32 protein-coding genes and 2 pseudogenes are annotated in these 22,969 nt (G+C 36.5%); 20 read left to right on the top strand and 14 right to left on the bottom strand.

The window, feature by feature from the left end; all coding sequences use genetic code 11:
- Genes BMY21_RS13525 through BMY21_RS13480 form a run of 10 tightly spaced genes read left to right on the top strand, consistent with a single transcriptional unit; the run spans position 1 to position 5,441 of the window.
- Positions 1–576, top strand: a complete 576-nt coding sequence (locus tag BMY21_RS13525) for a hypothetical protein (RefSeq protein WP_074645059.1) — start codon at positions 1–3, stop codon at positions 574–576.
- Complete coding sequence (locus BMY21_RS13520) at positions 573–791, top strand: hypothetical protein (protein WP_074645057.1); 219 nt, start codon at positions 573–575, stop codon at positions 789–791. Before BMY21_RS13525 ends, BMY21_RS13520 begins: the two co-directional genes overlap by 4 nt.
- Positions 766–1,062 (top strand): hypothetical protein, encoded by a 297-nt coding sequence (locus BMY21_RS13515; protein ID WP_143064242.1) that lies wholly within the window; start codon positions 766–768, stop codon positions 1,060–1,062. Before BMY21_RS13520 ends, BMY21_RS13515 begins: the two co-directional genes overlap by 26 nt.
- Before the next feature lie 7 nt (positions 1,063–1,069).
- On the top strand, positions 1,070–1,339 hold the full coding sequence (locus tag BMY21_RS13510; protein ID WP_074645054.1) for an SH3 domain-containing protein: 270 nt from the start codon (positions 1,070–1,072) through the stop codon (positions 1,337–1,339).
- Positions 1,336–1,890: a hypothetical protein gene (locus tag BMY21_RS13505; RefSeq protein ID WP_074645053.1), complete on the top strand. Its 555-nt coding sequence runs from the start codon at positions 1,336–1,338 to the stop codon at positions 1,888–1,890. Before BMY21_RS13510 ends, BMY21_RS13505 begins: the two co-directional genes overlap by 4 nt.
- A gap of 1 nt (position 1,891) precedes the next feature.
- Complete coding sequence (locus tag BMY21_RS13500; RefSeq protein ID WP_074645051.1) at positions 1,892–3,010, top strand: hypothetical protein; 1,119 nt, start codon at positions 1,892–1,894, stop codon at positions 3,008–3,010.
- Positions 3,007–3,303: a hypothetical protein gene (locus BMY21_RS13495; protein WP_074645049.1), complete on the top strand. Its 297-nt coding sequence runs from the start codon at positions 3,007–3,009 to the stop codon at positions 3,301–3,303. The genes BMY21_RS13500 and BMY21_RS13495 overlap by 4 nt, the downstream gene beginning before the upstream one ends.
- Positions 3,300–3,635: a hypothetical protein gene (locus BMY21_RS13490; protein WP_074645048.1), complete on the top strand. Its 336-nt coding sequence runs from the start codon at positions 3,300–3,302 to the stop codon at positions 3,633–3,635. Before BMY21_RS13495 ends, BMY21_RS13490 begins: the two co-directional genes overlap by 4 nt.
- Complete coding sequence (locus tag BMY21_RS13485; protein WP_074645046.1) at positions 3,628–5,067, top strand: DNA primase family protein; 1,440 nt, start codon at positions 3,628–3,630, stop codon at positions 5,065–5,067. The genes BMY21_RS13490 and BMY21_RS13485 overlap by 8 nt, the downstream gene beginning before the upstream one ends.
- Positions 5,064–5,441, top strand: coding sequence for a hypothetical protein (locus BMY21_RS13480; protein ID WP_074645044.1), 378 nt, complete (start codon positions 5,064–5,066; stop codon positions 5,439–5,441). The genes BMY21_RS13485 and BMY21_RS13480 overlap by 4 nt, the downstream gene beginning before the upstream one ends.
- Positions 5,442–5,676: 235 nt before the next feature.
- Here the strand turns inward: BMY21_RS13480 and BMY21_RS13475 are convergent, their stop codons facing one another.
- From BMY21_RS13475 to BMY21_RS13450, 6 genes are all read right to left on the bottom strand, one after another.
- Positions 5,677–6,207 (bottom strand): hypothetical protein, encoded by a 531-nt coding sequence (locus BMY21_RS13475; RefSeq protein ID WP_074645043.1) that lies wholly within the window; start codon positions 6,205–6,207, stop codon positions 5,677–5,679.
- A gap of 92 nt (positions 6,208–6,299) precedes the next feature.
- Positions 6,300–7,064 carry an ABC transporter ATP-binding protein gene (locus BMY21_RS13470; RefSeq protein WP_074645041.1) on the bottom strand — a complete coding sequence of 255 codons (765 nt, stop codon included), beginning with the start codon at positions 7,062–7,064 and terminating at the stop codon, positions 6,300–6,302.
- A 3-nt stretch (positions 7,065–7,067) separates the two neighbouring features.
- On the bottom strand, positions 7,068–8,042 hold the full coding sequence (locus BMY21_RS13465; protein ID WP_074645039.1) for a FecCD family ABC transporter permease: 975 nt from the start codon (positions 8,040–8,042) through the stop codon (positions 7,068–7,070).
- Positions 8,014–9,051, bottom strand: a complete 1,038-nt coding sequence (locus BMY21_RS13460; RefSeq protein ID WP_074645038.1) for an ABC transporter substrate-binding protein — start codon at positions 9,049–9,051, stop codon at positions 8,014–8,016. Before BMY21_RS13460 ends, BMY21_RS13465 begins: the two co-directional genes overlap by 29 nt.
- A 66-nt stretch (positions 9,052–9,117) precedes the next feature.
- Positions 9,118–10,374, bottom strand: a complete 1,257-nt coding sequence (locus BMY21_RS13455; RefSeq protein ID WP_074645036.1) for a Y-family DNA polymerase — start codon at positions 10,372–10,374, stop codon at positions 9,118–9,120.
- Positions 10,371–10,685: a S24 family peptidase gene (locus tag BMY21_RS13450; protein WP_074645034.1), complete on the bottom strand. Its 315-nt coding sequence runs from the start codon at positions 10,683–10,685 to the stop codon at positions 10,371–10,373. Before BMY21_RS13450 ends, BMY21_RS13455 begins: the two co-directional genes overlap by 4 nt.
- A gap of 93 nt (positions 10,686–10,778) precedes the next feature.
- On the opposite strand from BMY21_RS13450, the gene BMY21_RS13445 reads away from it, so the two are divergent.
- The 5 genes from BMY21_RS13445 to BMY21_RS13425 are packed head-to-tail and all read left to right on the top strand — an operon-like array spanning position 10,779 to position 13,331.
- A complete protein-coding gene (locus BMY21_RS13445) occupies positions 10,779–11,399 on the top strand; it encodes a LexA family transcriptional regulator (protein ID WP_074645032.1) in 621 nt (206 codons plus the stop codon).
- Between the two features lie 34 nt (positions 11,400–11,433).
- Positions 11,434–11,931 (top strand): hypothetical protein, encoded by a 498-nt coding sequence (locus BMY21_RS13440; RefSeq protein ID WP_074645030.1) that lies wholly within the window; start codon positions 11,434–11,436, stop codon positions 11,929–11,931.
- Positions 11,932–11,941: 10 nt separating this feature from the next.
- Entirely contained in the window at positions 11,942–12,460 is a 519-nt protein-coding gene (locus BMY21_RS13435; RefSeq protein WP_074645028.1) for a YiiX/YebB-like N1pC/P60 family cysteine hydrolase, read from the top strand.
- A gap of 1 nt (position 12,461) precedes the next feature.
- Entirely contained in the window at positions 12,462–12,668 is a 207-nt protein-coding gene (locus BMY21_RS13430) for a hypothetical protein (RefSeq protein ID WP_074645027.1), read from the top strand.
- A gap of 15 nt (positions 12,669–12,683) precedes the next feature.
- Entirely contained in the window at positions 12,684–13,331 is a 648-nt protein-coding gene (locus BMY21_RS13425) for a hypothetical protein (protein ID WP_074645025.1), read from the top strand.
- A gap of 378 nt (positions 13,332–13,709) precedes the next feature.
- Here BMY21_RS13425 and BMY21_RS13420 read toward each other — a convergent pair whose 3' ends face one another.
- Entirely contained in the window at positions 13,710–14,198 is a 489-nt protein-coding gene (locus BMY21_RS13420) for a GNAT family N-acetyltransferase (protein ID WP_074645023.1), read from the bottom strand.
- A 1,070-nt stretch (positions 14,199–15,268) separates the two neighbouring features.
- Here BMY21_RS13420 and BMY21_RS13405 point away from each other — a divergent pair.
- Complete coding sequence (locus BMY21_RS13405) at positions 15,269–15,652, top strand: VOC family protein (protein ID WP_074645017.1); 384 nt, start codon at positions 15,269–15,271, stop codon at positions 15,650–15,652.
- A 423-nt stretch (positions 15,653–16,075) separates the two neighbouring features.
- The gene (locus BMY21_RS13400) at positions 16,076–16,576 is read left to right on the top strand and encodes a hypothetical protein (RefSeq protein WP_074645015.1); all 501 of its coding nucleotides are present in this window, start codon (positions 16,076–16,078) and stop codon (positions 16,574–16,576) included.
- A 509-nt stretch (positions 16,577–17,085) separates the two neighbouring features.
- On the opposite strand, the gene BMY21_RS13395 is transcribed toward BMY21_RS13400, so the two are convergent.
- From BMY21_RS13395 to BMY21_RS13385, 4 genes are read right to left on the bottom strand one after another with little or no spacing between them, the layout of a single operon-like run.
- Positions 17,086–17,322 (bottom strand): hypothetical protein, encoded by a 237-nt coding sequence (locus BMY21_RS13395; RefSeq protein WP_143064241.1) that lies wholly within the window; start codon positions 17,320–17,322, stop codon positions 17,086–17,088.
- Positions 17,304–17,468 (bottom strand): hypothetical protein, encoded by a 165-nt coding sequence (locus BMY21_RS15880; protein WP_177177765.1) that lies wholly within the window; start codon positions 17,466–17,468, stop codon positions 17,304–17,306. The genes BMY21_RS13395 and BMY21_RS15880 overlap by 19 nt, the downstream gene beginning before the upstream one ends.
- Complete coding sequence (locus BMY21_RS15875) at positions 17,461–17,616, bottom strand: hypothetical protein (protein ID WP_177177764.1); 156 nt, start codon at positions 17,614–17,616, stop codon at positions 17,461–17,463. Before BMY21_RS15875 ends, BMY21_RS15880 begins: the two co-directional genes overlap by 8 nt.
- A gap of 10 nt (positions 17,617–17,626) precedes the next feature.
- Entirely contained in the window at positions 17,627–18,556 is a 930-nt protein-coding gene (locus BMY21_RS13385) for a hypothetical protein (protein WP_074645009.1), read from the bottom strand.
- A 105-nt stretch (positions 18,557–18,661) separates the two neighbouring features.
- Between BMY21_RS13385 and BMY21_RS13380 the strand changes: the two genes are divergently transcribed.
- Positions 18,662–19,309 carry a CatB-related O-acetyltransferase gene (locus BMY21_RS13380; protein WP_074645007.1) on the top strand — a complete coding sequence of 216 codons (648 nt, stop codon included), beginning with the start codon at positions 18,662–18,664 and terminating at the stop codon, positions 19,307–19,309.
- A gap of 18 nt (positions 19,310–19,327) precedes the next feature.
- The gene (locus BMY21_RS13375; RefSeq protein WP_074645005.1) at positions 19,328–20,332 is read left to right on the top strand and encodes a helix-turn-helix transcriptional regulator; all 1,005 of its coding nucleotides are present in this window, start codon (positions 19,328–19,330) and stop codon (positions 20,330–20,332) included.
- 16 nt (positions 20,333–20,348) lie between these two features.
- Here the strand turns inward: BMY21_RS13375 and crcB are convergent.
- The 3 genes and pseudogenes from crcB to BMY21_RS16145 form a co-directional block, all read right to left on the bottom strand.
- Positions 20,349–20,717, bottom strand: a pseudogene (gene crcB / locus BMY21_RS16090) (fluoride efflux transporter CrcB).
- On the bottom strand, positions 20,710–21,396 hold the full coding sequence (locus BMY21_RS13365) for a DinB/UmuC family translesion DNA polymerase (RefSeq protein ID WP_074645003.1): 687 nt from the start codon (positions 21,394–21,396) through the stop codon (positions 20,710–20,712). Before BMY21_RS13365 ends, crcB begins: the two are co-directional and overlap by 8 nt.
- Positions 21,397–21,567: pseudogene (locus BMY21_RS16145) on the bottom strand (hypothetical protein); the annotation flags it as partial.
- 250 nt (positions 21,568–21,817) lie between these two features.
- On the opposite strand from BMY21_RS16145, the gene BMY21_RS13355 reads away from it, so the two are divergent.
- The gene (locus BMY21_RS13355; protein WP_074645000.1) at positions 21,818–22,804 is read left to right on the top strand and encodes a helix-turn-helix transcriptional regulator; all 987 of its coding nucleotides are present in this window, start codon (positions 21,818–21,820) and stop codon (positions 22,802–22,804) included.
- Positions 22,805–22,969: the final 165 nt, after the last annotated feature.

Below are 22,969 nucleotides of genomic sequence, written 5' to 3'. Positions count from 1 at the left end.
ATGGAAAATGTAAATCTTAGAATGCGGCTGATGCTGGAATCTGAAAAAGAGATTGTCGCAAAACTTAGTGAAGCTGAACGTTACCGCTACTTTCTTGGACGTATGCAGTTTTTGAAATATGAAAGCGGAAAGGAAAATCTTTTGACTTCTGACTGTTCGGGTTCTGTATGCCTGGCTCTACTGCTTGCGACCGGTTGTGCGATTCGTGTAACGGCTGATGCTTTGTTTAAGAAATATTTTACAAAGAAGAATCCGGATAAGGATGACATACAGGCAGCTTTCTTTATGACGCTGTATGACAGAAAGCTTGGTCCAAGGTTGTACAAGGAAAATGAGATTTGCCATGTAGCCGGTCTTTGCGGTCGCGATGTAGTGCTTAACTGTGTAGAGCCTTATTCGGAGCTTAGAAGCCTTTCTGATATGAAGCCCTGGTACAACGCAAATGATTACAGAATTATTGTGCGTGGCTTAGACCGCGAGGCTTTGCAGCAAGCCTCTGATGATAACGTGGATTTGTTTGGAGCTGATTACCAGTTTGAGCAGATTCGTAATGCAATTGATGGAGCACGCGGATGATTGGATTTAGATTTACAAGACTTATTGAAAAGCTTTTGAGCGTAAAGTTTGTGATTTTTATTGTTGCTACTGTGCTTCTTTGTTGTGGTGTTCTAGGCGGAGCTGAATGGCTGACTGTGGCTCTTACTGTGATTGCAGGAAGAGAGTTTCAGAAGTTCAAGGACTTTAAGTTTACAAGGAAGGTGACAAGTGAAGAAAGTCTGGGAAGTGATTAAGAAATGCCTGGTATGGCTTGGCACAATAATTGCGGCTGTGACGGCCATATGTTTTTGTAAAAAAATAGGTTCATCGGAACGTATAGATTTTGATGAAAAGGAGGATGCGGATGAGATTAACAGAAAGGCTGCTGCCAAACGTGAAGAAGCAGTTTCTCGTATTTCTAATACTGATGCCCGTACTTTGTGTGAATCTTACGGCTCAGTCTGCGACACAATCAGCGACGGAAAAGAAAGATTCAGAAGACGCTGCAAGCGAACTGACGATTGAGAAAGTTATGGAAATTGCAGAGGAAGAAATTGAACGTACTGCTCAAGAGGCAGTTAAGGCTGCTTTACTGGAAGTTGGTGGCGAGCTTGCTTTTGAAAAAGAGAGAGCTGACCAATTGGAAGCGGCGAAGATGAATCTTGAAATGGAAAATATAAAATTAAAGGCGGAAGTACAGAAGAAGAATAATCAATTCTTTTATGGAGCTTTGATTGGTGGAACTGGTGGAGTAATTATTACTTCACTTATATTTGGAATTATTTCTGGAGTGTGTAAATGATAACAAGTAAAGGAAAGTTTAAGGGATTGGTTACTGTTACGGTTCGCGATTGTAACGGTCATATTAAGTATTACAAGAATGGATTTTGGAGAAGTCTTTTAAGGCTTCCTCATAAACCAATGATTACAAAACATCATAATACGATTACGACCATCGGCGATAACCTGATTGCTGATTTGATGATAAGTAATCCAACACAGAACAAGGTGGATGCCACAAACGGCTATATGCTTGTTGGAACCGGCTGGACCGGAAGCACACCAAAGAACAACACCAGCGTAAACACTGCAACCGGAACATACAAAAAACTTGATTCAGGTTTTCCAAAAATCAAAGGAAGCTTTGGAGCTGCAAACGGAAATGTAGTTCTTTACAGGGCTTCATTTGCAGCAGGTGATTTGAATGCAAATGGAATCAATGAAGTAGCCCTAATGAACGGAAATACTGCGGCTAGCAAGTGCCTTGCTTATGCTCAGATTACACCTTCTGTAAATGTTACTTCTGCAGACAGCCTGCAGATTGACTGGCAGATTACTGTAAGCGGTTCTTAATATGAGTAACTCTATTGTTGGTAACAACGGAACTCCGACCCAATGTCTTTCCTGGTATGAAACTGAAATTGATGAAGATGAATATGAGGACATGGAAGGTGAGCTTGTTGATGAAGAGAATGTTTTTGGACGAAGGGCAATTGTTCCTAAAAACTCTAATTCAAATACCGTAACTGTTTTCTTCTATTATTATGCTCCAACTTCGGAATGGTATTGGAATTACAATTATGGGCTTAATTATAAGCCGGTTATTCCAGTTGTATTTGCAGCAGATGCTAACTGGAATCTGACACAGTGCCTTAATTCATATTTTTCAGAAACTTCTTTTACCGGGCAGGCTAATGGCTGGAAAGCTCTGAATGTAACTTTAACTCGTAAGCTTGTAGAAGGTGAGCGGATTGTCTTTGGCGTTTATTCAGATCTAATTGGTTATGCATCAACTGGAGAAATTGAAGACGCTGATACCACTATGGCTTACTTTTATTGGACCCGTGCAAAGAGAAGAGATTATTCTTCACAGATTTCATATATAAGTTCGCCTGAGTTTATAAGCCAGCAGAGAAACATTTTTAATGACTATGAAATATGTCTGTATCTGCAGTATGAGAATGAGCCGGATGGATTTTTCTATACTCGTTCTGTTATTGGTAATGTTAGTGTTACAGGCTCTTTTTATGGTCGAAGCCTTGGAGTAAAAAGAGCTTTGACAAATAGCACCTTCTTTTCTGATTCATCATTTAGAAGTCTCAGAAAAATAATTATGAAATCTGAAGATATTGTTTTTTTGGATACTGTGCAGAAACTGCTTTTGATTTTGAGAAACTGTTTTAGTACAAGTGAAGTTAATGAGGAAATAAATAAGCAATCTATTTTCAAAAGACTTTTTGAAAGTTCTGTTGAAAATGAAGAGGCTGTATTACGGTATGGAGAGAGTTTCAGGAGTTTTGAAGATTCAGTAACTATTGATGAAGTTCCTCTGGCTTCAAGAATCTTTTACAGGGCTGTTGAAACTGTGCTAAGTTTCTGGGATTGGCTTCGTGGAAAAATCCGTGAGGCTAATAATGTTGTGACTTTGTATTGTCCGATTTCGGATGAAATTACTTTGGACTGTAAAATATGAAATGGATTTTTAAGGCGAAATCAAAACTAAGAATTCTGATTGATACTCATTGTGATTTATCGGGCTATGCGGAAGTGACTATATGTGCAAAAAAGCCTGATGATTCTGTTGTGAATTTTCCGGCTGTTGTGAAGGATGAAGAAAAAGGAATTATCTTTTATGACGTTGTTGATGAAAATGATTTTGATATAAGTGGCTGGTGGATATTCTGGCCAGTAGTTCTTTTTGATGATGACAGAACTGCCGCAGGGCGGGCTGTAAAAGTTTTTGTTCATGAAGTTGGTGCAATATGAAAAAAAAAGATCAGGATAATTATATTCCCATAGATATCTGGCGTGATGCAAAAGAATTTTATGTGAGTCTTAAAGACGATGTGGAGATTTATAAAAAGTTTAAGTGCTTTCCGGATATGAAGCAGAGCGAAGAAGCTGACAAGTTTGTGGCCTGGTTTAATATGGAAAGATTTGCAGATTATCCTGGTTCTTTGATTTTAATAAATGAACATATTGGAGAGATTATTAAAAATGTCAGTTCTTATAATTTGCTTGATGGATATGAGCAGCTGCAGTTTAAGCTGATTCAGTTATACAGGCTTTTGAAAGAAAATGGAATGATTAATGAGTGAGATGGATTTTTCAAAAAAAGAAAGGGCTGCTCTTGAAGAGATAGGTCTTGAAATGAAAGCGAATAAGTATGTGAAAGGTGAAATGCAGTTCACTGACCTTACGAATACGCTTTACTTTTTGAGGGCTTATCAGGATATTATCCGCTACTGTAAAACTCTGGATAAATTCCTTGTCTGGAATGGAACTAACTGGGAATTAGATGTAAGAGGATTTGTTGAAGAACGTATTCCGATTTTTATTCACCAGATGTACAGAATCCAGCGTTATATCCCGGACCAGCTTTTGAAACAGGACTTTGAAAAGCATCTGATAAAAAGTGAAAGCTTTAGACGTATTCAGGCGATTATAGGTCTTTTGAAAATGCAGCCTGCAATTAAGGTAATAGAAAAAGATCTTGATACTGACAACTACCTTTTTAATGTAGATAAACTTACGCTTAATCTTAAAACCGGAAAAGCTAAAGAACCGAATATCAAACATTTGATAACTAAGAAAAGTAACTTTATTTATGATAAGGATGCAGACTGTCCGACCTGGAAACTTTTTCTTATGCAGATTTTTGAAAAGGATGAGAGCCTTATCCGTTACATTCAGAAGGCCTGCGGTTATGCTTTGAGCGGAGATGTGAGCGAGCAGTGTCTTTTTATTTTGTGGGGAACAGGTGCAAATGGTAAATCAACTTTCTTGAATGTTCTTTTGTACCTCTTTGGTGATTATGCCTGTACCACTATGATTGATACCTTTATGAAGAAAACGAATGACAAGAGTAATGATATTGCGCGTCTTAAAGGACTTCGTTTTGTTACAACGAGTGAAATTGAACAGGGAAAGCAGATTAATGAAAGTCTTATGAAAAGTGTAACTGGTGAAGATTCTCTGACTGCAAGATTTTTGTACGGCGAATATTTTTCTTTTAAGCCTACGTTCAAGATTTTTATGGCTACTAACCATAAGCCGAAAATCCGTGGAGCTGATAACGGAATCTGGCGACGAATCAAGATGATTCCTTTTACTGTCACTATTCCGCCAGAACAGCGGGATAAAAAATTAACTGAAAAACTGATTGCAGAAAATTCTGGAATCTTAAACTGGCTTATTGCCGGATATGCTATGTGGAAAAAGGAGGGACTTGGAGAAGAGCCTGAAGTTGTAAGGGCTGCGAATGAAGAATACCGAATGGATATGGATGCTGTTGGGACATTCATTAATGATTGCTTGGAACTTGATGCAAGTTTACAGTGGAGGCTTCATACTAAGATTCTGTATGAAACTTATATGAAGTGGTGCAATAAAAATAATGAACATATTATGTCACAGAAGTGGCTTAGTCTGAGAATGGGGGAGAAGGGCTTTAAGCGACTTGTAAGCAACAGCCAGCGATGGTGGCTTGGTCTTACTGTGAAGCCGGAATGGCGAGGATTTGTAAAATGAAAAAAGAAGTATTGGAAAAATTACAAAAGTTTTTGTGGGAAGAGATTTTCTATTATGATGGAATTAAACCTTTGGCTAATGGATTTCAAGTTATTAAACCTTGCGAGTTTTATGACGGATTTTTAAAGAAGTATAAGAAGCTGGCCAAGGATATCAGGATGAAGGATTGTACTGTGAGTAATTGGAAGGACGGAATTCTGATTAACTATTGTGCTAACGGATGGCTTAACTGCGAGAATACTTCTATCTTAATTTTGATGGTGGACCAGGCTTTGAATAAGTTTGATCCTGATAAGCAGCTTGGGAAAGTTTATCTGAAATATTCTTCTGTTGAACAGGACCGGAAGTGGGAGCCAATTATAATGACGGATTAAAAAAAGGCTCTGTCCAGTAAACTATTAAACCTGGACAGAGCCACTTGCGGAGAGAATAAAAAAATGATACCAAAAATTGTTAATAGCACGTTTTGAATGATGATACATTTTTTTTATCTGAAAGGGGTGGGGGAAAATATTAGTGCTTATTACAAAAGGCTCTCCCCGTTAGCGAGGGTCGTGGGTGTCTGGACATCGGAGAGAGAGGGAAGCTTATAAACAAGTTATATATAATTTATTTTATTTTTTTTGTATTAAATTTTTCTCTCAGATATTTGATTATTTTAAGTGCTGTCGTATGTATGTTTTCTGTGATAGAATCAATATCTTTAAAAAAATCATCATTGATGGAAATGTTTGGAGACAAATATTTTTTGATTTTTTCATCATGAAACTTTTCAATTCTATCACAATTTTTTAAAATTTCAGGAAAATAAAAGTGTGAAATTGATCGAATTTTTAATAATTCATTACTAAACTCTCTTTGTCCTAATTCTAACTCTTTTTCATTTTCTGGTGTTAATTTATAACCAGTCATTAAAGAAATATTTATTTTACTTGAAAAAGTATAATCTTGTCTTTCTAAGGCTAATAAAGAAGAAATAAGTTCAAATGCTTTTTCTTTTATTTTATTATTTTCTTCAATGTCTGATTTGTTTTTTATTTCTTTTTTAGTTTTAGATAATGAAAAAAAATGATTCAAAATTACTACTAATATTGAAACAGCTAAAGGAGCAAATGTTTTTATTATTTCGAAAATTTTCATTTTTTATACCTTTATTTATGAATTTTTAATTATTGAGTAATTTTATCAATATTAGAAAAAAAAATTAAGAGTATTATTTAATTTTTTTTGAACTAATAATAAAAATATTTCTCTTCAGAACAGGTTTCTGAAAAATCTGTATCGAATGCTTTTTTTAATATATCTATAGTAATCCATTTGGAATAATTATCATAAATGATTGATCCAGAATCCAGAACAATTAATCGATCACAATATTTAACGGCAAAATTAATATCGTGAATAGAAAGTAAAATCCCGGCTTCAAGATTCTGCTTCGCAATAGATGTTAGCTCAAAAAAATCTTTTTGATATTTTATATCCATTGCTGAAGTCGGTTCGTCAAAAATCAATAATTCACATTGTTTCATTAATGCTTTTGCAAAGATGCAGCGTTGAAGTTCACCTCCAGAAAGACTACTAACTTGACGTTTTCTGAAAGAATCTAAACTACATTGATTTATTATTTTATCAAGGATGTCATAGTCTTTTTTGTTATAAAATCCAAATTTTCTAAAAGGTCGACGGCCATCTAAAATAAAGTCTTCAACATTATAATAATCAGGTATGGTAAGTTTTGACTGCTGAATATATGCAATTGTCTTTGCCCGACTAGTTAGAGAAAAATCTTTTATATTCTGACGATACAAAGTTATTTCGCCTGAGTAATTATTTAAGAATCCTGTAATAAGATTTAATAAAGTAGTTTTACCAGAACCATTCTTTCCAAGGATTCCAACAATTTCATTTTTATGAATATCGAAAGAAATATTATCTAGAACTTTTTTTGAGGAATTATAAGAAAAGGAAAGATTTTTTATTGAACAAATTGTTTCCATAGTTTACCTGACCTTTTTTATAAACAGTAAGAATATTAATAATGGAATTCCAAACAATGATGTAATTGCACTTATTGGAAGAATTGTTGGATGCAGAATTGTCTTTGAAACCATATCTGAAATTACAAGTAAGAAAGCACCAATTATTGTTGATGAAATTAACAGATATTTTGGAGATTTTAGATTTAATAATTTTGCAATATGGGGAGTAATTAAACCGATAAAACCAATAATGCCTACTATTGAAACTGTTGTAGAAGCCAATAAAGAGCAGACAAGTAAGAAAAGGATCCTCTCAAAATTTACATTTACTCCATGCATTACTGCATTCCGTTCACCTTGCTGGATAATTCCTAAATCCTTAGAAAAAAGCAATGATACAAATAAACTACAGACAAGAATTGAAAACAAAATTATAGAATCTTTAATCGTTGCGACAGTGAGAGAACCTGTAGTCCAAAATGTAATTTGATAAACTGCGTCTGGAGTTGAAAAGTATTGTAATATTGTATTTGTTGCATTAAAGAAAAAATTAAGTGCAAGACCAACAAGAATAATACTTCGCTTATTTAATCCGGCAAGGGACGTAATAATTAATAAAAGGACAATTGATAGAACTGAAAAAAGAAATGCACTTATTTCTGGATTCAGAAAGTTAAAACCAATATTAGATTCAAGACAAATGGATAAAGCAGCTCCAAATGCAGATGCTGATGAGATACCCAATGTAAAAGGGGAGGCTAAAGGATTATCTAAAATTATTTGCATAATAGAACCGGCTAAACCCAGACAGGCGCCGGCCGTTATTGCAATTAGTAATTCAGGTAATCGGATTTTATAAATTATATGAAACAACCTTGATTGCTCCATAGTAAAATCTAACTTTGTAGGAAAAAGAATTAAAGAGATAATTGCAGAAATGGATAATAGGATAATTAGAAGTGATACTCTAATCCAGAGAGGCTTTCCATTCTTCATAGTAATTCTTTATTCCGTATGTTTTTTCAAATAAGCTGTTAATCGCATTTTTATATTCTTTTTCAGAAAGAATATCTGGGTATGCAATACGAGCATAATAATAAGCTTCAGCTATTACAAATACATAATCTTTAGGACAAGAGAATGAATGTGTATGATATATTTCATTTTCTTTTATAGCTTTCTGAAATTGATATGTTGCATCATCAGAAAGCATTTGTTTTGTGATAGCTGAATCAGAAGTTGGCATATCAAGAATAATAAAATCTGGACTCCAATTGAGAAATTCTTCTTTCGATATTTCAGCAAAGCCCCATTCATCAGTTTTACCAGCATCTGCAGCAACATTTGTTATAGAAGCAAGAGCTAATGAATCTGCAGTTTTTAGTGTTTTGAAGAGATTATTCTTGGAGTTTTGTTTAACAATATAAGCTGATTTGTTTTCAGATACTTTTGTGAGCAAATTTTCAAGTTTTTCTTTTCTTGACTGAAGCTCAGAAACAATGGCATTTGCTTCTTTTTCTTTTCCAAGGAGTTTTCCGATAGTACTGTATATTTCAAAATCGTAACCAGTTTTGGAAATGATATTAGCAACTGGAACACCAGTTTTATCCTGTAAAATATCTGCGCTTTCTTTATTACCTTTTAATAGAATTAAATCAGGATTAAGCGACAATATAAGTTCATAATTTGGATTTTTAGTTTTACCAACATCTGGTAAAGAAGATAATTCGGGATTTGTTTTAGAAGCTAAATATAAATCCCAATATCCTTTTGTTTTAGAATCTACTGCAACAATTTTATCCAATGCTCCTAATTCATGAACAACCATAAAAGCATTGTCAGCCATTACTACAATTCTTTCTGCGGGTTTTGAAAGTGAGACTATTCTGTCAGAATAATCATTAATTTGTATTGAATCAGAACTTTGAGGGATTTTATTTTTTGAACAGCTTGCAACCATTATAATAAAAGAAATGAATGCAAAGTTTAGTATTGATTTTTTCATATTAATCTCCGAATAATTGATACTACATATAAATATATTAACATAAGATAATGTGAATTCAAAGAATCATTTTATTAGTGGAACGGAATTTATATCTGTCGTAACATTTGGACTTAAGAACTCTCGTTTCATCTGCCAGCCGTCGCAGGTCCAGGATTTTGCGAGGGTGATGGATCCGCGGCCGTAGGAGCTTGTAATCTGGTCTACGGTATCCATGAGCTTTCGTTTTTTGATATCTTCTTTGGGATCTATCCAGAGCCAGCCCTGATATTGGGCAGGCATTATTTCTAAGAGAGTTACCATTATTACTTTATAGCCGTAGCCTTTGCGAAAGATGTGTGGGAGTGCCATTCTTGCAGCGTTTACTATATCCGGAGTGTAGGAAGTCAGGCGGGGAAGCTGGACTATTACGCCATTTGAATACTGGCTATTTATGTCATCTGAATAATAGTTGCAGGTGGAAATTGTTACCTGTACTGCCTGGCATTCGCAGTTTTGCTGGCGGAGTCTTTCTACTGCAATTTCTGTGTACTGGACTAAGGCACATTCTAAGATTTCTATGCTTTCGACTTTGACTGAAAACTGACGGCTTGAGGTGATAACTTCCTTCTTTTCTCTGGTGACTTTTTCTACTGAACGGATTCCATTTAGTTCCTGAACTGTTGCAAATCCCTGAATTGTTAGAAGCCTTTTTGCATCGCATAATGGCATGTGCTTTAGCATAAGGGCGTTTTTGATTCCGTGGAGTAAAAGCTTTTGTGCACGTGCTGGACCTATTCCCCAGATTGTGCCGCAATCAACTGATTCGAGCAGGGCATCTACTTCGCGCGGATTATAGACAAAGACTCCGCCGTGTTCCTTTGCTTTTTTGTTGTAGAGCTTGGCAAGTGTTTTTGTTGGGGCAGCTCCTACGCAAATAGGAATACCAACTTCTTTTGCAATGCGTCGTTTAAGGTCATGGCCGATTTCTTCATAGTCTTTTATAGACCAGTTACATTTATCGAAAAAGAGAAAGCTTTCATCTATAGAGTATTCTTCTATATCTGGAGCATATTCCATATATATAGAAGTAATTCGTCTTGAAATATCAGCGTAGAGAGTGTAGTTACTTGAGAAGATTGTTATGCCTTTCCAGTCACAGATGTCCCGTACTTTGAAATAGGGGTCACCGCGTTTGATTCCGCAGGCTTTGGCTTCTTTATTTAAGGCGATGATGATACCGTCATTGTTTGAAAGAACTGCCACCGGCTTGTTGCGTAAGTCCGGGCGGTAGATTTGTTCACAGGATGCATAAAAACTGTTGCCGTCTGCATGTAAAATCATATTTCTTTTACTGTGTGAATTACATGAGTAACTGCACCAGTGATGATGGTATCTTCTAAAGTTCTCTTTATTGAATAAACTCTGCCTAAGACAAAGCGGCCTTCAGATTCATAGACTACAAGGCTGTTTGGATTCAGCTTTTTTGCACGGTCTATTACAAGAATGTCGCCATTATAAATTCCCATGCCGATATAGTTTGAGCTTTCAATTCTCATTACAACAGTTGCCGACGGATGCTTTATGAGTATGTTATTAAAGTCTATGCCTTTTTGTTCATAGCCCTGAGCGGGACTTGGAAAACCTGTAATCATGATAAAATCACTATAATGCGTGATTTTAGATTTGTCAATTAAAATACTCAAATAGGTATTTATTTATTTTAAAATCGGGTGTATTATTAAGCTATGGAAGCAGACATTTTCTGGAAGAAAGTAAAACAGATTCTCACTGAAAAAGATCATAATCAGGAATGGCTTTGTGAGCAGGCAGGCATTCCACTTTCGACTTTACGCAATAAGATTTGTATCAGCCGTATGCCGACTTTTGAAGAGGTTATGAAAATCTTAAAAGTTTTTAAGATGACTCTGGAAGAGTTTACTGCTTATCCTGAAAATCCGCAGAAAGATGTGATTAATATTCCGGTTTACGAGCAGGCTTTTTCTGCAGGACGCGGCCAGGAGTTTGGAGATTCTTCTGAGATTATTGATTATGTTGCTTTGCCAAATGAACTTAAAAAGTATACAGACAATATGAGAGCTTCTTATGTTCGCGGTGACTCTATGGAGCCGACTCTCTTTGATAACGACATCATCCTTTATGATAACTTTGGTTACGACGGAACAGATGGTATTTATGCAATTAATTACCGAGGAGCGTCTTTCGTAAAAAGATTGCAGCGTGCAAAGGATTATGTTCGAATTATTTCTGATAATAAGAAGTATGATGAAATGACTGAGAACGGAGAAAGTGAAGACTTCCGAGTTATTGGAAAAGTTCGGTATGTGGTGCATAAGGTGCAGGGATAATAATAAATATAATAAATATAAAAAGGGGTAAAAAATGGACACATTTTCACAGGCATTACTAAGCGAGAAGACAGACAAGATTCCAGATGAATATGACTGGTTTGCACCTCTCATTGGAGACTGGGATTGCGATTATGATGATAACTATGGCGGACAGGAACGTCATGTAAAAGGAGAGTGGATTTTTAGGAGAGTACTTGAAGGTGCAGGTATACAGGATGTTTTTATTTTTCCTTCAAGAGCAACTAAGGAACAATTTCCTCAGCCAGATGGAGAATATGGTTCATCTCTTAGAATGTTTAATAAATTCGAAAACTGTTATGACGTATGTTACACCTGTGACCACTGTATGAAAAGATTACGTTTTACTAAAGAGGGAGACAAGCTTGTTGGTAAGGTACTTGATGAAGAGTACAGTTATTGGATTTTTTCTGAAATAACTGAAAACTCTTTCCATTGGGAAAATGTTATGATTAAACCTGATGGAAGAAAAGTTTATGATTGCAAAATCACAGGAAAAAGAATTTCGTAATTAAATAGTTATGTATATAAATAATCTGCAGAACGGTGACTTACTTTTTATGCGCGACAACTCGGAATTCTCTAAAGCGATTATTGAAACGACAAAAGAATACAGCCATGTAGGAATATTTTTTGATGGTATGATTTATCATGCATCGAGAAAATATGGAGTTGTAAAACAGAAGCTTGAAGATTTTTTTAGTGAAGGAAACTGGGATGTAGATATTTTTCGATACCCGGAAATTGACTGCGAGATTGTTCAGGAACGTGCTGAAAAATATTTAGGCTGCGAATATAATCACAGCTTTTATCCAGATAACGGCAGCTTTTACTGCTCTCAATACATTGCAGAAATTCTTCCGATTTTTGATTCTGTTCCCATGAAGTTTAATGATGAAGAAAAAGATGTTTCTGATTACTGGAAAAAGTACTACGATGAACTTGGTGTGGATGTTCCTGTAGGTGTACTTGGTACAAATCCGAGTCAACTTTCTAAGTGTGAAAAAATCAAATTGATTGGGAAATTGCGAAGGATATAAAATGACTATCAGAGAGTTTGTAAAAAAGAGTTTTGAATACGACCACTACCGCAAACACGGACAGTGGGGTAAGTACACTGTGTATCATGTCTGGAATAAAAAATGGGAAGGTGCGAAAATCGGCTTTCCGCATTTTGCACTTGTAGATGGTGAGAATATAAGGATTGCAAATCCTGATGAAACTATGAAGATTATGGGATTAAAATAAAAGGAGTAATTAAAAATGGAACGAAAGCTTTTTGAAGACAATGAATTGATTCATGCAGTTATTGAATGTAATTATGAAAAAGTAAGAGAACTTACATTAAAAAAATATAAAAAGCCTATTTACGATATCGGCGGCTGGGAAAAGCAATGTCCGGTTTTCATTATCTCTAAAGCTTACCAGATTATTTTTGAATACTATGATGACTTTGAACCTTTTAAAAAGTTTGTTAATGATAATGATAAAATATTAAATTTATTTTCAGCGCAGTTTTCTTTGGGAAATATTGATGATCTGATGGTAGAAGAATATTCCGGTTTATATTTTGAAACTGAAAAAGAAAGAACTATGCAGTACACTGATGCTATTACCAATTTTGATATAACTGATAATCTTAATGAATGTCTTGCTGAGGAAATTTCTGGATTAAGACGTTCTAATATAATTAAGAAACTTTGTGAGCTTGGCGCTGATCCATATTATATAGATTTTAAAGGCAATGAAATTATGGCAAAGTGTGAAGATGATATGTTAGCAGGATTGTATGTTGTAGAAAAAATATTGAAAGAGCCTCAAGAAGTTTATACCAATGGAATGGTTGTTGATATTATTGGTTTAGCACGTAATATTCAGAACTATGAAATTATGACGATACATGGGCTGTAATCGATTTCCCCCGTGCCCCCAGTGCGGCTTGCGCCTTTATCCGTACTGCAAGAGAAAAGAGCGGTGTGCAGGATTTTTGCCCGACTTAAATTTATGTGTACTTTAGTACGTGTTTTTGATGTTTTTTATTCAATGTGAACTTGGTTTTTAGTGGGTTTGACTTTGACTAAATAAAGATTGAAAAGATTTGAGTTTATTTATTTTTAATAAGTTCTCTTAGTGTGCATATTCTAAAGAAATTAAAATTATTTTTATATGAAGAATAAAGAATATTTAAAAACCGCATAAGAACTGCTTATGCGAACTTTGTATAAAACAAACACAGATTAAATTTTTTTGAAAAGATTTTAGATCGCTGCGCGCGCTCCCCCCGCAAATTTAATTTACGGAAACATTTCTGATAAAGCAGTAATCATCACCATCCATGCAGGATGTTTTAGTAAAGCCGTTTTTCAAATAAAAACGAGCAGCTTTTTCGTTATCTTTATGGACTCCAAGGACAATTGGATGTTTTCCAAACTCGCTATAGACTTTCTCAATTGTGCGTTCCAGAATCTTACTGCCAAATCCTTTACCTCTAAAATTTTTATCAAGCACAAAAAATACTAAGCGGTAAAATGGTTTATCTTTTAATTCAACTGGATCTGTATTACAATATAAACCTTCTCCAAGAAGGATTGTGCCAATTGCTTTGCCATCTTTAGTGATTAAAAAAGAGCGTCCTTTTAATTTATTATCATAACCAAAATGTAAAGTAGCAATTAAGGTTGGGACATCATCTACAAAAGAATCAGGAATATCAGTTCTGTCAATTTCATAAGCTTTGTTGCAATTTTCGAATGTTAAATCCTCAAGAGTAAAATCCATTGTTTACGTACTCCTAACTTTTTGAAGTAAGTATAGCATATCAGGGATTTCATCACTAGAGATTCTGGAGAACTCGGTCACGGAAGCCGCACAAGGAGGTGCGGCTGGAGTATTTGCAGTTTTCACGGTAAAGGCGCAGCGTTAAGAAAAAATGGCAACAGCAATTTTTTTAGCGGAGCCTGCTTTTGAGAATTCGATGTGGCGCAAGTTCTGCTTTCAGCTTTTCTTTCTGCGCCACAGGGAGAGAGCGTGCCAGGCTTGCCTGGTATGCGAACGACCAGGGCGGCTCAACAGAGCCGCCTTGCTGACGAGTGCGGTGGCTAACAAGCCACTGCGCGAGGAGGCAACTTTCACACACAAAGAAAGTTCCCAAAGAAGCCGCCATTGTAAGACCAACTGAGCATCTAAAACAAGCGGGACAACTGTAATGTTGAGTAAAAGGTTTGCCCCCTAATCCCCCCGAGAGCGGTTCAATAACATTCCTTAATTTTTGGAAAGGGGGTGTTGGGGGGGTGCCCCGCGGCAGGGGGGAAGGGGGAAAACCTTTTGCGTGCCCGCTTGTTTTAGTTGCGATACCCGCGGACGGCATTTATTTTCTTCACGATGATTTTTTTGCGCGAGGCTGGCATTTGGCGGCTTATGCAAAAAGATAACCCATACAACCGCCACGGCCAATGTTTCTTGTAGTTTGAATTTTGCGGATGAAGGAGATGGTTACCTTCACCGATGATTGGCCCGCATGCGGAAACAGGCAGGACACAAAGCGGAACGCTGCTGCGAAACGAAGTGAAGCAGAGGCGTGGAGCGCCTGGCCTGACTGTACTTGGATAAAAGCGTGCGTCGCTACTGTGCGCTGCTACCTGCGAGCTTGCTAGTAAATGCAAACAGTCTGCGAAGGAATGGAGCTGAACGAAGTGAAGCGGAATGAGTGAGCTGTCTGTTTGCTACCTTTTTCTGGAAGATGAAGCTTGTAGTGTAGGGGAAGTGTAGTGAGCGAAGGCGGTATGAAATACGGCCGAAGCGAACGGCTTTTAAGAGACCCTTTTTATTTTTTATGTTAGACTGATTTTATGAAGATTGAACATGTAGCACTTTATGTAACTGACTTGGAAAAAGCTAAAGACTTTTTCGTGACCTTCTTAAACGGTAAAGCCAATGACGGCTACCACAATACAAAAACAGATTTTAGATCTTACTTCATTTCGTTTGATGACGGAGCCCGCCTGGAACTAATGACAAGGCCGGAACTCGTGGAGCAGAATAAGAGCCCTTACAGAACCGGTTATGCTCATGTTGCGTTTAGCGTTGGAAGCAAAGAAGCTGTAGATGAATTAACTGCGAAACTTGATGCAGCAGGTTACTCAGTTACCAGTGGACCGCGAACAACTGGAGACGGATATTACGAAAGTTGCATTATTGCTCTTGAAGACAACATGATTGAAATTACGGAATAACATAATTGCATTTTTTAATGCCTTATGTATTTGGCTATATAAGTATCTCAGCTCCTGAGAGCTGAGACGAAATACCCAAAAAGATACATAAATGATACGAATTATGATACTGTAACTTAAATCTTTTCAAGTAAACTCAAACCTTTTCAGGTTGCCTAAATCCTTATAATATAATATTATAGTAATATCACATTAGGAACTTCACCGGATTTGAACGGACTCGACAGTAAGTCATATGCTCTTCCAAGCTGATGACGAGGGTTCGACTCCCTTCATCCGCTCTTTCAAAGCACTTCGATAAGAAGTGCTTTTTTTATGCTTAAATTTATATGTTATATAGACTTTAATCATATTAAAAGTTGGTAAAGTTTGTTATGTTGTGTATATGGAAAGGGATACATTAAAAAAAATATGAGGTAAAAAATGGACACATTTTCAAAGGCATTACTAAGCGAAAAGACTGATAAGATTCCAGATGAATATGATTGGTTTGCACCACTTCTTGGAGACTGGAATTGTGATTACGATGACAACTATGATGGTCAAAAACGCCATGTAAAAGGTGAGTGGATTTTCAGAAGAGTGCTTGAGGGCGCTGGTATTCAAGACATCTTTATTTTTCCTTCGAGAGCGACTAAGGAAAAATCACCTCAGCCTGATGGAGAATATGGTTCATCTTTCAGAATGTTTAATAAGTTTGAAAAATGCTATGATGTTTGTTACACTTGTGATCACTGTATGAAAAGACTGCGTTTTACAAAAGAAGGTGATAGACTTATTGGCAAAGTACTGGATGAAGAAAACACTTACTGGATTTTCTCAGAAATTACAGAAAACTCTTTCCACTGGGAAAATGTTATGATAAAAGATGATGGTACAAAAATTTATGATTGTCAAATTGTTGGTAAAAGAATTAACTATTAAAAATCCTGTCGCACTATTTGCGACAGGGGGTATTATATAATATAATCTGCATTGTGATTAGTTTAAGGGGGAGAACACCATATACCAAGGGAGATTACGGTTCAACTCCGTAACGCATTGCACCAGTAAAGTACTACTTACATTACTTCACTCCTTGGCTTCCGTACAAGCGGAAGCCTTTTTAAATGGCAAAATTAAACCTTTCTTTCCAAACAAAAAAGTCGAATGCGTTCATTACGTTTTTATAATCAGAAGTACATAAATCATCCAGAAAGAAAAATTTTACATATTCTTCAAAAGTCTGAAATAAGTCAAAAAATTACTATCTTTCTTAATTGTTTCAAATAAAGGACTCTCTTTTTTATTTCTGGATTACAATCTACAACAGTGTATTATTTTATGTCATAAATTAATCAAAAATTAATAATCCCGAATCTACCAATACTGACTTACAGTCTGGACAAATCATTTTTTAACATTATAGGATTATAGTTTTCATAATGAACCATTTATATATTACACCTTGGGCATTTCTTTGATGAATCTTCATTTTCATAAACATCTTCGTTTCTAAGTAAAGCTAAGTCATTAGATATATGAACTAATTTATTTTCCCAAATACCACATTCTGGACATAAATATAAAACTCCTTTTAAATTATTAGTTGCAGATAATTTACCAACCCCCAAAAAAAGATGATAATTTATATTACATTTTTTACAAATCATTACACAACCACAAGGCATAAGTCCTTCCTTTGTGATTTTTTTATTCTTCTTTGACTTTTGAGATCCTTTTTTATAGATTTGTTATTTGATTTGTTTCCCTCTTCGAGGATTTTTCTCATGCTCTCAGTAAAATATTCACTTGGTTCTACATACATTTTACTCATGTTTTCCTCCTATAGGATTATGTTTTATCAATTCTTCCCAGTATTCATCCCATTTCTGGGGTAGATCTTCTCGCTGTTCAAGATAATACTCAGAACCTTTAATAAGTTTCTGAGTATCATCTGTTTTTTGATCCTTGTTGTTACTCATAAGTAATCCATTAAAGTTTAACAGACACAACGATTTCCTCTCCACCTACATATGCAAGTTTACTTGGATAAGCCATCATCTTAGGTTTTGATTCACGGATAATCTTTGCTGCCAGAGCTCTGATGTGTCCGGCTTTTTCAAGACCTGGATTACCAGCAATCTTTGCTTCTGGACTTTCGATACAAACAAGAATTGAGTTCTTGTCGTGGCTGTTATATGGCTCTGCCTGTACAACTGTTTCAAGAGATTCATAGAAATTATGTTTTGCATTGCGAATCTTTTCTGCCATTCCAAGAAGGTCATCACAGTTGAGATTGTCGCAAAGTTTATCGAGAACATAAGGCTCTGCATCCCAGTTATAGAAACATGTACCAACAAGAGGCAAAGTAAGAGTTACGTTGTTCTTCTTAAACCATCTCATGTAAGCCTGGTCCAGAGTTTCGCGTGAAGAATCAAAGTCTAGTTTTTCTTTTACGCTTTCAAAGAGTAAAGGAACTGTATCTGGATCAATATTTGCCATACAGCCATAGCAGAGAGAGAAAAGAATCTCTACGCAGTATGGTTCAAGAATGTACTGTGTAAGCTGTGCAAACTTCTCAAATACTGTACGACGGCGGAGATATAATTCACCGGCAAGCAAACTGTTCTTTGCTTCTACTGCAGCAAGTAATGCTCCAATATGAATGAGATAATCAAATACATCTTTGTCTGAAACATCTGCATCAGGTGCTACATAAACGACCGGATTACAGTTCAAAGCTGAATCAATGAATGTGAAGAAACTTGGAGTGTAATAAGTGCTTGAAGCAAGTTTCTTTGCGCCGTCTACATCAGGCTTGTTGTTCTGTTCCCATTTACCAACATAGTCAAGCTGTCCTGTTTTGCTCTTTGTGAATTCAAACCAGTCATTGGCTGTTTTAATTAAAATCTGTGCGTTCATAGGCTTTATCCTCCTTATCATCGAGTTAATTATAAAACAAGGGGTGTCGCAAATAATGGTGCACCCTCAAAAATAGTGTGATATAATTTTTTGCAGGAGAAAATCATGAAAAATGGAAAATGTCCTGATCCAAATACAATTCATCCGATTGCGGGCTATGATAAAGAAATATACGTGAAACCAACAATAAAAAATGAAAATATAATAGTTGGTGATTTTACTTATATAGCTGATTCGGATTTTGAATTTCATGTAACCCATCATTATCCATGGCTTGGAGACAAACTGATTATTGGAAAATTTTGTCAGATTGCAGCTGGTGTGGAATTTGTAATGAATGGTGCAAATCATCAGATGAATGCAGTTTCGACTTTTCCATTTTACACACTTGAAGGGTGGAATATGAATCCACCGGAAACAGAAGATTTACAGCTTAGAGGAGATACAGTTATTGGGAATGATGTCTGGATTGGTCAAAATGCAACAATACTTCCTGGCGTAAAAATTGGTAATGGTGCAATCATAGGAGCAAATAGTGTTGTTGGTTCTGATGTTGAAGCTTACACAATTGTTGCCGGAAATCCTGCAAGAATTATTCGAAAACGTTTTGATGATGATTTAATAAAATTAATGCTTGAATGGAAATGGTGGGATTATTCAATCGAGGAAATTGATGGCATTATTCCGATTTTGACTAACAGTAATCTTGATGAAGTCAAAAGCAAAATTAAATCATTATTGAAAGCGAAATAAACTGCAGGAGAGTTATTTATGGCACAGAAAAAGCAGAAGGAAGTAAAGAACAATTCATTTCATACTCTGAATTATCTGATGAAAATTGACCAGGCAATCCGAAACGGTGAATATCCGAATGCTAATAAGCTTAATAAAGTTTGGGGAACTGAATTCAGCCGCAGTACGTTTGGTCGATATATAAGAACATTGCAGGATGACTACGGAGCACCAATAGAGTATGACTTTCAGAAGAATGGGTATTATTACACTGACAACACTTTTTATATTAAGCAGGTTATGCTTAAGGAAGGAGAGCTCCTGACACTTTCTACAATTCTTCCTTTGCTGGAACAATATAAAAATACTCCGCTTGAAGAATCTTACAGAAACCTGATGAATAAGCTGATTGAAATGTTGCCTGAAAATATTACTGTTGATTCAGCTTTGATAAACAATGAAGTTCATTTTATTTCTGACCCGATAACGACTTTAGAAAAAGGAGTTTTCGAAAATGTATTAAAAGCAACAAAGGCGCATTTTACACTGCAGATGGAATACAAGACTGCACAGAATACTGATTATGAAGAAAGACGATTTGATCCTTATCATATGATTTGCCAGAAAGGCAGCTGGTATGTTCTTGGATATTCGCATCATGCGCAGGCAATCAGACTTTATGCAATGCCACGAATTAGAAACAGTAAAATCACTAAAGACAAGTTTTCTATTCCGAAAGACTTTAAACTTGAACAGCATATTGATGTTCAAATGGGAGCCTGGGGAAACAGCGGCGAAAAGTTTAAGGTTGAAATTGAGTTTGTGAAAGGATTGAAAACATACGTAATGGAAAGAACCTGGCACAAAGGTCAGACAATGAAAGAAAATCCTGATGGTTCTGTATATCTTTCATTTGAAACTAATCAGTTGGGTCAGGTTGTTGCATGGGTTATGTCTTTCGGAGGTAGTGCAAGAATTTTGGGGCCAAAAGAATTGAAGAATAGAGTTGGAGATGCAGCCAGAGAAATACTGAAGAATAACTAATTATATAATATCTAATTTATTTTTTTATGAAAAGTTCTGAAAGTAGAACAAATGCGATTCCTATAGCAATGCTCAGGAACATATATAAAGCTGCAATTCCTGGATGTCCGTTTTTCAGAAGATTAGAGCTTTCAAGTGCAAACGTTGAAATTGTTGTAAAACCTCCGAAGATTCCAACTTTCAAGAATAACATCAGGCGGGGATTAAGATTGCTTGATCATAAACTGAAAGCAGCAATCAGTCCGATGATAAAACAGTCAAGAACATTTATTGCAAAAGTTTTTATCGGAAACAGAGTCTGCTCTTTGAGAGGAAGCAATCCAATCAGGTAACGTAGAACTGAACCTATGGCACCGCCAAGTGCAACTGCAAGACAATCAATCATTTATATTCTCCTTTCTCTGGAGATTATCAGAAATTGACATCGGACTCAAAAATTCCCGCTTCATTTCCCAGCCAGTCTTAGTCCAGGACTTAGCGAGGGTGATGGAACGGCGGCCGTAGGTGTTTGTTATTGTATCAACGGCTTCCATCAGTTTTCGTTTTTTGATGTCTTCTTTCGGGTCTATCCAAAGCCAGCCCTGATACTGGGCAGGCATAATATCCAGGAGCGTTACCATAATTACTTTGTAGCCGTAGCTTTCATGATATATGTGAGGAAGAATAAGTCTTGCGGCATTTACTAAATCCGGAGTGTAGGAAGTAAGGCGGGGTAGCTCTGCAAAGGCCGCATTAGAATACTGCTCATCCAGCTTATCTGAATAAAAATTACAGGTAGAAATGCAAATCTGAACAATTCTGCATTCAGAGTTCTGCTTGCGCAGTTTTTCTACAGCGAGTTCCGTGTATTCAACCAGGGCACATTCAAGAGTATCAAGATCATAAACTTTCTTAGAGAACTGACGGCTTGAAGTAATAATATCTTTTGTTTGCCTTGTTATTTTATCCATGCAGCGCTTGCCGTTTAATTCCATTACAGTTTCAAAGCCCTGAGAAGTCAGAAGCCTCTTTGCGTCGCATAACGGCATGTGCTTGAGCATCAAGGCATTTTTAATTCCGTGCATCTCAAGCTTTTGAGCACGGGCAGGTCCGATTCCCCATATAGAGGCACAGTCAGTCTGTTCAAGCAGAGCATCAACCTTGTCAGGATTATATACAAAAACTCCACCGTGCTCTTTTGCCTTTTTGTTGTAGAGCTTTGCGAGAGTTTTCGTAGGGCCGGCACCAACGCAGATCGGAATCCCAACTTCTTTATAAATGCGTTCCTTACAACAGTTGCCGAAGGATGCTTGATAATGTAGGAATTAAAATCCATCTGGTTATGCTCGTAGCCCTGAGCCGGACTTGGAAATCCTGTAATCATGTTTACCTCTCTTTAATATTGCAGTTTGAATATTTATTCTGTATTATAGTATAGTAGTTACAGGTGCCAAAAATAGGCACTGAAAATCATTTTTTTGGGATATTTTGTGATATAATTAACCTATGAGCGCCAGAATAAAAGAAAATCATACAAAGCCATTAAGATTATTTAAGATAGAGCAGGCAATTCAGAATCTCGGATACCCGAGTGTTGAACGCCTTATGAAGGAACTGGAAGTTTCCCGCCGTACAATCCTTCGCGATATCGACGAGCTGAAAATCTATTACAACGCACCAATCGAATATGACAGGATGCGTAAAGGCTATTATTACAGCGATAACACATACTTTGTAAAAAACATGATGCTCACAGAAAGCGAAGTATTTGCAGTAACAGGAATCCTGCCACTCATGGAACGCTACAATAATACACCGCTTAAAAAGACAATCGAAAAAGTTTATAACACACTGTCTCAGATGCTGCCCAATCAGGTAGAAGTGCAGTCAAGTTTCGCAAACGACGTAGAGTTCATAGCAGACCCGATTCCGGTTATCCCCGAAGAAGTTTTTAATGATGTGTTTAAAGCAACAAAACTTCATAAAATCATGAAGTTTGATTACAGAAAAATCAGCGCCACTGAATATACTCCACACGAACTTCATCCATATAAGATTTACAATCAGAAAGGCGACTGGTATATTCTGGGCTATTCACCAAAGCATGAAGATTTCGCAACATTCACCTTAGCCCGAATGAAGAACATTGAGCTTGGCGATGAATTTAAGTATGACAAAAGTTATCAGCAGAAAGTCCATATAGATCCGAACTTTGGAATCTGGAATAACGAAACAAAACCGCAGAAAATAGAGCTTCTTTTTGATAAGTCAATAAACACATACGTCCTGGAACGCACCTGGCATAAAAATCAGCAGTGCAGCCAGAATGAAGACGGCACAGTCTATTTGAGTTTTGAAACAAACCAGATTCAGGAAACACTATACTGGCTCTTGAGATTTGGAGCTTCAGTTACTGTTGTAAATCCGCCGGAATTGAAGAAGATGTATGCAGACGAAGTGAAGAAGATGGCGGAGAGGGTGAAGAATAAATAGGGCGTTCCCGGCCACCTTTCAGGCGTCCGGTCGGCTGTTCCGCACTTCGCTACCGCTCATCCTCCTCACTCGCCATTCAGCTCGCTGCGGTGGACGCCTCCGGCGGTGCTCCATAGCCTAACGCAGAGATCTGGTTCTTTTTTTAAATTCCTGGTAAGCTGCTAG

It is taken from the genome of Treponema bryantii, assembly GCF_900111035.1.
In the GTDB taxonomy this organism is placed as follows: domain Bacteria; phylum Spirochaetota; class Spirochaetia; order Treponematales; family Treponemataceae; genus Treponema_D; species Treponema_D bryantii_C.
The sequence above is the reverse complement of the archived record's forward strand: the minus strand, read 5'-3'. Positions and strand labels throughout refer to the sequence as shown.

Coding starts and splice junctions, on each gene's coding strand:
- BMY21_RS13505 (WP_074645053.1), top strand. CDS start 1,336: ATGATAACAAGTAAAGGAAAGTTTAAGGGATTGGTTACTGTTACGGTT.
- BMY21_RS13520 (WP_074645057.1), top strand. CDS start 573: ATGATTGGATTTAGATTTACAAGACTTATTGAAAAGCTTTTGAGCGTA.
- BMY21_RS13510 (WP_074645054.1), top strand. CDS start 1,070: ATGGAAATTGCAGAGGAAGAAATTGAACGTACTGCTCAAGAGGCAGTT.
- BMY21_RS13400 (WP_074645015.1), top strand. CDS start 16,076: ATGGACACATTTTCAAAGGCATTACTAAGCGAAAAGACTGATAAGATT.
- BMY21_RS13475 (WP_074645043.1), bottom strand. CDS start 6,207: ATGAAAATTTTCGAAATAATAAAAACATTTGCTCCTTTAGCTGTTTCA.
- BMY21_RS13495 (WP_074645049.1), top strand. CDS start 3,007: ATGAAATGGATTTTTAAGGCGAAATCAAAACTAAGAATTCTGATTGAT.
- BMY21_RS13525 (WP_074645059.1), top strand. CDS start 1: ATGGAAAATGTAAATCTTAGAATGCGGCTGATGCTGGAATCTGAAAAA.
- BMY21_RS13380 (WP_074645007.1), top strand. CDS start 18,662: ATGAAAAATGGAAAATGTCCTGATCCAAATACAATTCATCCGATTGCG.
- BMY21_RS13450 (WP_074645034.1), bottom strand. CDS start 10,685: ATGATTACAGGTTTTCCAAGTCCCGCTCAGGGCTATGAACAAAAAGGC.
- BMY21_RS13485 (WP_074645046.1), top strand. CDS start 3,628: ATGAGTGAGATGGATTTTTCAAAAAAAGAAAGGGCTGCTCTTGAAGAG.
- BMY21_RS15880 (WP_177177765.1), bottom strand. CDS start 17,468: ATGAGTAAAATGTATGTAGAACCAAGTGAATATTTTACTGAGAGCATG.
- BMY21_RS13420 (WP_074645023.1), bottom strand. CDS start 14,198: ATGGATTTTACTCTTGAGGATTTAACATTCGAAAATTGCAACAAAGCT.
- BMY21_RS13460 (WP_074645038.1), bottom strand. CDS start 9,051: ATGAAAAAATCAATACTAAACTTTGCATTCATTTCTTTTATTATAATG.
- BMY21_RS13435 (WP_074645028.1), top strand. CDS start 11,942: ATGTATATAAATAATCTGCAGAACGGTGACTTACTTTTTATGCGCGAC.
- BMY21_RS13470 (WP_074645041.1), bottom strand. CDS start 7,064: ATGGAAACAATTTGTTCAATAAAAAATCTTTCCTTTTCTTATAATTCC.
- BMY21_RS13385 (WP_074645009.1), bottom strand. CDS start 18,556: ATGAACGCACAGATTTTAATTAAAACAGCCAATGACTGGTTTGAATTC.
- BMY21_RS13405 (WP_074645017.1), top strand. CDS start 15,269: ATGAAGATTGAACATGTAGCACTTTATGTAACTGACTTGGAAAAAGCT.
- BMY21_RS13440 (WP_074645030.1), top strand. CDS start 11,434: ATGGACACATTTTCACAGGCATTACTAAGCGAGAAGACAGACAAGATT.
- BMY21_RS13355 (WP_074645000.1), top strand. CDS start 21,818: ATGAGCGCCAGAATAAAAGAAAATCATACAAAGCCATTAAGATTATTT.
- BMY21_RS13480 (WP_074645044.1), top strand. CDS start 5,064: ATGAAAAAAGAAGTATTGGAAAAATTACAAAAGTTTTTGTGGGAAGAG.
- BMY21_RS13365 (WP_074645003.1), bottom strand. CDS start 21,396: ATGCACGGAATTAAAAATGCCTTGATGCTCAAGCACATGCCGTTATGC.
- BMY21_RS13455 (WP_074645036.1), bottom strand. CDS start 10,374: ATGATTTTACATGCAGACGGCAACAGTTTTTATGCATCCTGTGAACAA.
- BMY21_RS13395 (WP_143064241.1), bottom strand. CDS start 17,322: ATGCCTTGTGGTTGTGTAATGATTTGTAAAAAATGTAATATAAATTAT.
- BMY21_RS13375 (WP_074645005.1), top strand. CDS start 19,328: ATGGCACAGAAAAAGCAGAAGGAAGTAAAGAACAATTCATTTCATACT.
- BMY21_RS13445 (WP_074645032.1), top strand. CDS start 10,779: ATGGAAGCAGACATTTTCTGGAAGAAAGTAAAACAGATTCTCACTGAA.
- BMY21_RS13430 (WP_074645027.1), top strand. CDS start 12,462: ATGACTATCAGAGAGTTTGTAAAAAAGAGTTTTGAATACGACCACTAC.
- BMY21_RS13425 (WP_074645025.1), top strand. CDS start 12,684: ATGGAACGAAAGCTTTTTGAAGACAATGAATTGATTCATGCAGTTATT.
- BMY21_RS13490 (WP_074645048.1), top strand. CDS start 3,300: ATGAAAAAAAAAGATCAGGATAATTATATTCCCATAGATATCTGGCGT.
- BMY21_RS15875 (WP_177177764.1), bottom strand. CDS start 17,616: ATGAGTAACAACAAGGATCAAAAAACAGATGATACTCAGAAACTTATT.
- BMY21_RS13465 (WP_074645039.1), bottom strand. CDS start 8,042: ATGAAGAATGGAAAGCCTCTCTGGATTAGAGTATCACTTCTAATTATC.
- BMY21_RS13500 (WP_074645051.1), top strand. CDS start 1,892: ATGAGTAACTCTATTGTTGGTAACAACGGAACTCCGACCCAATGTCTT.